Genomic DNA, 5514 nt, shown 5'->3' with positions numbered 1-5514 from the left:
AGCCGAGTGGGGTCTGGGGAGGCAGGTTGGGGAACGTCCGGAACGTTCCCCTGGGTTTCCCCCTTAGAACGGAGATTCAACTGTAAGTAGAATAAAAATATAAAAGATAAAGATAAATTAAAATAATAGAAAATAGATTAAGGAACGTAATCTTTTTACAATTAACGCTCCTATTCGTCGCGTCACTTGTAAAAAATTACATAAGGTTTTTCATAAATTTCTACTTCGGTGCTTTGCACCTTGAGAAATTTTGAAAATCGTAAAAACTTTTATTTAAAAGTTTTTACTACCATTAATCTCGGCTAACAAAGAAAAGAAAGGATACTGATGAAAGAAAATAATAATATTATTATAAAAGGAGCAAGGACTAACAATCTCAAAAACATTGATTTAACCCTCCCTCGTGATGAGATGATTGTTTTTACTGGGCTTTCGGGTTCTGGTAAGTCTACTCTTGCCTTTGATACTATTTATGCCGAGGGCCAGAGGCGTTATGTGGAGAGTCTTTCGTCCTATGCTAGGCAGTTTTTGGGTGGGATTGATAAGCCGGATGTTGATTCTATCGAGGGTTTATCGCCTTCTATTTCCATTGACCAAAAGACTACCAACAGGAATCCACGTTCTACTGTGGCTACTGTTACTGAAATTTACGACTATTACAGGCTTTTATATGCCAGAATTGGGGATGCTTTTTGTCCGGTTTGTGGAAAGCCAATTGTGGCCCAGTCTGTTGACCAAATGGTTGATAGGATTATGGAATTAGATGAAGGGACTAAAATCCAACTCCTTGCGCCGGTTATTAGGGGCAAGAAGGGCCAACACAAAAATGCCTTGGCCAATATTAGAAAAGACGGTTTTGTCCGTGTGATTATAGATGGGGAAAGATATGAAATCGAGGATGATATAGACCTTGATAAAAATAAAAAACACGACATTTCTGTAATCGTGGATAGGATTAAGATGAAAGAGGGAATCGAATCGAGAATTGCAGATTCTCTTGAAACAGTGATTGGACTTGCTGATGGCCTTGTAGTTGTGGATGTGATTGGGGGAGAAGAGATGCTTTTGTCTTCAAAACTTGCTTGTCCAGAAGGTCATGTATCCCTACCTGAGATTACTCCAAATATGTTTTCATTTAATGCTCCGATTGGGATGTGTCCTGAGTGTAATGGTCTGGGTTTCCACCTTCAAGTGGATAAGGACCTCATTATTCCAGATAGGAGCTTGTCTATAAACCAAGGTGCAGTTGAAGCTTATGCGACTTCTGCCAAGGGGACTTATTATTACGAGGTCCTAAGGGCCATTGCTGACCATTATGATTATCCATATGATGCTCCTCTGGAAGATGCGCCGGAAGGTCTTATCCACGATATCTTATATGGAACTGATTATGATTTGTCCTTTGTTTTTGAATCTCATTTTTCGGGCAGAAAACGCTACAAGGGGATTTTTGAGGGTGCTATCCAAAATATCTGGGATAGGTATCAAAGGACTAATTCTGATTCCCAAAAGAAAAAATTTGAAGAATACATGGGTGAAGAGGAGTGTAGAGTTTGCCATGGAGATAGGCTAAAACCAGAGGTTCTTTCTATCAAAGTTGGTGGCCTAAACATTTCAGAATTAACCCGTCTTTCTGTGGCCAAATCTATTGAATTTTTTGAAAATCTCGAACTTTCTGAAATGAAAGAGCAAATTGCAGAGCTAATTATTAAGGAAATTAAGGGTAGACTTAGGTTTTTAAATGACGTTGGTCTTTCATACTTAACCCTAAACCGTACTGCTTCAACCCTTTCCGGTGGTGAGAGCCAGAGAATAAGGCTTGCAACCCAGATTGGTTCTGGCCTTGTTGGAGTATCCTATGTTTTGGATGAGCCTTCGATTGGCCTTCACCAAAGGGATAATGACAAGTTAATAAAATCTCTACGAAACCTCACAGACATTGGCAATACACTTATAATTGTGGAACACGATGAGGATACCATGAGGGCAGCTGATTATATTGTTGATATTGGCCCAAGGGCTGGAATCCACGGGGGAGAAATTGTTGCCAAGGGTTCTTTAGAAGATATTATGGCCTGCAAGGATTCCCTAACTGGGGATTATCTGGCAGGTAGAAAAAAGATTGAAGTGCCAAAAAATCGCAGAAAATCTGATAAATTTATAGAAGTAATCGGAGCGGCGGAAAATAACCTCAAAAATATTGACGTGAAATTCCCACTTGGGACTCTGACAACTGTGACAGGAGTTTCTGGTTCTGGTAAGTCTTCACTTGTGAATGAAATTTTATATAAGATGGCAACCAGGAAAATAAATAAATCCAAGGTTCACGCTGGAGCCCACAAGAAAATCAAGGGTCTCGATCAAATTGACAAGGTAATTGCCATCGATCAGTCGCCAATAGGTAGGACTCCAAGGTCAAATCCAGCGACCTACACCAAGGTTTTTGATGCCATCCGTGACGTCTTTGCCATGACCAACCAAGCCAAGATGAAAGGCTTCCAAAAGGGAAGATTTTCCTTCAATGTCAAAGGCGGAAGGTGCGAGGCCTGCAAGGGTGATGGCACAATCAAGGTTGACATGATGTTTTTGCCTGATGTTTACGTTCCTTGCGAGGTTTGCCACGGCAAAAGGTACAACAGGGAAACTCTTGAAGTAAAATATAAGGGGAAGGATATTTCTGAAGTCCTAGATATGACTGTAGAAGAAGGCATAGAATTTTTTGAAAACCACCTTCCAATCGTAAGGAAACTCCAAACCCTCTACGATGTGGGACTTGGCTATATCAAAATCGGCCAGCCTTCAACAGAATTATCTGGTGGTGAGGCCCAAAGGGTAAAACTTGCCACAGAACTTGCCAAGGTTTCGACAGGGCAAACCCTCTACATCCTAGATGAGCCAACAACAGGTCTTCACACAGCTGATGTTCACAAGCTCATAGAAGTCTTAAATAGGCTTGTAGATCAAAATAATACAGTTGTAGTAATTGAGCACAATCTTGATGTAATCAAGGTTTCAGACTATATAATAGACCTGGGACCAGAAGGTGGAGACGGAGGTGGAAACCTAGTTGCCACTGGAACTCCGGAAGAAATTGCCAAGGTCAAAGAATCCTACACAGGTCAATATCTCAAAAAATTATTGAAATAAAAGTCGTCCCAGACGGGGCGATTTTTCCTAATAAAATTGTATAAGCTTTAATTTATAGGTAAAAGATGATAAAATAAATATATAAACGATAAAGGAGTACTTATGTTAGAAGCAAAAAACGATAACAAAGATAGAAATGATATAGATATAAAAGACAACACATCAGGAACAGTTGGTTTTGACCCAAAAACTGGCAGGGTTTTCTATGTAGATGAGCCAAAAAAGGAAGAACCTACAGAAGTAAATCTTGATAAGGAACTTGCAGAAATTACTGACAAACTAAGCGAATCTACAGATAGCCTTATAGGCCTATTAAAAGAAGCGGGAATCGAAGACCCAACAGACCTAGATGCTATCAAAAAACTTGCAGAAGACAAGTAATGAAAAAAACTGACAGGGGTCTAAGCATGGTGGACTTCATGATTGACCTCTACTACGATAGACACCAGGCAGAAAATGCTGAAAGAGAAAAGCTTAAGACCTATGTAGCAAAAAGATTAAGCGCATGTCCCCACGGTGACGCCAAGCCTTTTTGTTCAGCTTGTAAAATCCATTGCTACGATAAAAACCACAGGGCAATGATTAAGAAAGTAATGAAATACGCAGGTCCACGCATGATTTTTTACGCACCAACACTTGCACTTAGACACTTAGTAGAAAATATAAGGAGTAAATAGTGGAAAAATACGATAGAGCCTTTATGGACACTATAGAAAAGAGATTTAAGGATAATATGGATAGGCATCCAAATATCAAGTGGGATTTTGTCAAGTCTTCTATCCTAAACAATCCAGACCTATATGATGCAATCTTTGCTATGGAAGAAACAGGTGGTGAACCAGACCTTGTAGACTTAGAAATTTTTAAGGGCCTAGTTTATGTTGATTTGGCTGATAAGAGCCCAGTTGGCAGGAGAAGCCTTTGCTATGACAAAAAAGCTAGACAAGAGAGAAAAGAAAACGCCCCAGTATCTTCTGTTGAAGAAGAAATAGGAGATTTTGGGATAAAACTTCTAAGCGAAGAAAAATATATAGCCCTTGCTGAAATTGCAACATTTGATACTAAAACTACATCTTGGATAAAAACTCCAGATGATATTAGAGTCAAGGGTGGAGCCCTCTTTGCAGGCAGGCGTTTTGATAGGATTTTTGTTTACTACAACAGCCCTGGTTCTTATTATAAGGACAGGGGTTTTAGGGCCTATATAGAAATATGAGAAAAGGCATAGTGGTCTTAGCCTTGCTAATCCTAAGTGGTTGTATCAATCGAAAGCCTATTGAAAATAAAAAACAAACCTACAAGGAAGTTGATTTTCAATCTGTGATAAATCTTTTTTACGAAAAATTAAAGGGTCAAACCCTCATAAGAAATTACGGGGGAAATACAGGGCAAACAAAGATAATTTTTGAAAACAAGGGGACTTTTAGGGGAGATTATTTTGGTAAAATCGCTTCGGATGGACAAGATTATGGCCTAAGCTGGAAGGCAGCCAGTTCTTATGGTGGAGAGGAAATTCACTCTTCAAACTTTGAAGGTAGGTTTGAAATAACAGAGGCTCTTGATGATTACACCTACAAGCTAAAGCTAAAATCATTTAAAATCACCAGCAAAGAAGGCGCTCACGACGATATATACTACAATGTGAACTTTGCCTTGGGCCTAAATCCAGAAGCCAGCTACCTACTTTATAGGCCAGGTTGCCATATAAAAAAACTTGATAAAGATCAAAGGCTTATAGAAATCGCCAAAAAAACAAGCCTTGACGGGGAGAAAACCAGGGGCTTTATAATCTATAACAAGACTGACGGCGAAGTATTTAGCCAAAATCCATAATTTGAGCAAAGTTTTAAACTTAACCTAAATTTAAGGTCATCAAAGCTAAAATAGAAAAGAAAGAATTAAATATGGGAAAATTACTATTTATTTACAATCCAAATTCCGGTCAAAGAGCCATCAACGATAAGTTGTCATGGATAATCGAATACCTATCATCAAAGGGAATCTTTCCTACAGTTTACGCCACCCAAAAATCTGGCGATTGCAGGGAAGTTGTTGAAAAATACGGTCAATACTTTGAAGAAATCCTAATTTCTGGTGGTGACGGCACCCTAGATGAAGCTGTTTCAGGTGCCCTAAAAGCAGACATAGACCCTGTTATTTCCTACATTCCAACAGGGTCAACCAACGATTTTTCAAAGACAATTAATATTTCATCAGACATAGAAAAGGCAACAAAAACTGCCGTAAGAGGCAAGGTAAAAAGGATAGACGTAGGCAAAATTGATGATAAGTATTTTGTCTATGTTGCAGCCTTTGGAGCCCTATCTTATATATCTTTTTCAACCGACCAGTAAGTCAAAAATATAA

6 protein-coding genes are annotated in these 5514 nt (G+C 39.0%); all 6 read left to right on the top strand.

Annotated elements, in window-relative coordinates; all coding sequences use genetic code 11:
* The first annotated feature begins 327 nt into the window (after window positions 1–327).
* The 6 genes from uvrA to RQ907_RS07250 all read left to right on the top strand — a co-directional run bounded on the left by uvrA (window position 328) and on the right by RQ907_RS07250 (window position 5501).
* Window positions 328–3147 carry an excinuclease ABC subunit UvrA gene (uvrA, locus tag RQ907_RS07275; protein ID WP_311492713.1) on the top strand — a complete coding sequence of 940 codons (2820 nt, stop codon included), beginning with the start codon at window positions 328–330 and terminating at the stop codon, window positions 3145–3147.
* A gap of 102 nt (window positions 3148–3249) precedes the next feature.
* A complete protein-coding gene (locus tag RQ907_RS07270) occupies window positions 3250–3528 on the top strand; it encodes a hypothetical protein (RefSeq protein ID WP_311492712.1) in 279 nt (92 codons plus the stop codon).
* A complete protein-coding gene (locus RQ907_RS07265; RefSeq protein ID WP_311492711.1) occupies window positions 3528–3824 on the top strand; it encodes a nitrous oxide-stimulated promoter family protein in 297 nt (98 codons plus the stop codon). The genes RQ907_RS07270 and RQ907_RS07265 overlap by 1 nt, the downstream gene beginning before the upstream one ends.
* The gene (locus tag RQ907_RS07260; protein ID WP_311492710.1) at window positions 3824–4363 is read left to right on the top strand and encodes a DUF4256 domain-containing protein; all 540 of its coding nucleotides are present in this window, start codon (window positions 3824–3826) and stop codon (window positions 4361–4363) included. Before RQ907_RS07265 ends, RQ907_RS07260 begins: the two co-directional genes overlap by 1 nt.
* Window positions 4360–4980 (top strand): hypothetical protein, encoded by a 621-nt coding sequence (locus tag RQ907_RS07255; protein ID WP_311492709.1) that lies wholly within the window; start codon window positions 4360–4362, stop codon window positions 4978–4980. Before RQ907_RS07260 ends, RQ907_RS07255 begins: the two co-directional genes overlap by 4 nt.
* Before the next feature lie 71 nt (window positions 4981–5051).
* Complete coding sequence (locus tag RQ907_RS07250; RefSeq protein ID WP_311492708.1) at window positions 5052–5501, top strand: acylglycerol kinase family protein; 450 nt, start codon at window positions 5052–5054, stop codon at window positions 5499–5501.
* The last annotated feature ends 13 nt before the right edge of the window (window positions 5502–5514 follow it).

It is taken from the genome of uncultured Anaerococcus sp. (genome assembly GCF_963510575.1).
Classification (GTDB): Bacteria; Bacillota; Clostridia; order Tissierellales; family Peptoniphilaceae; genus Anaerococcus.
The sequence above is the reverse complement of the archived record's forward strand: the minus strand, read 5'-3'. Positions and strand labels throughout refer to the sequence as shown.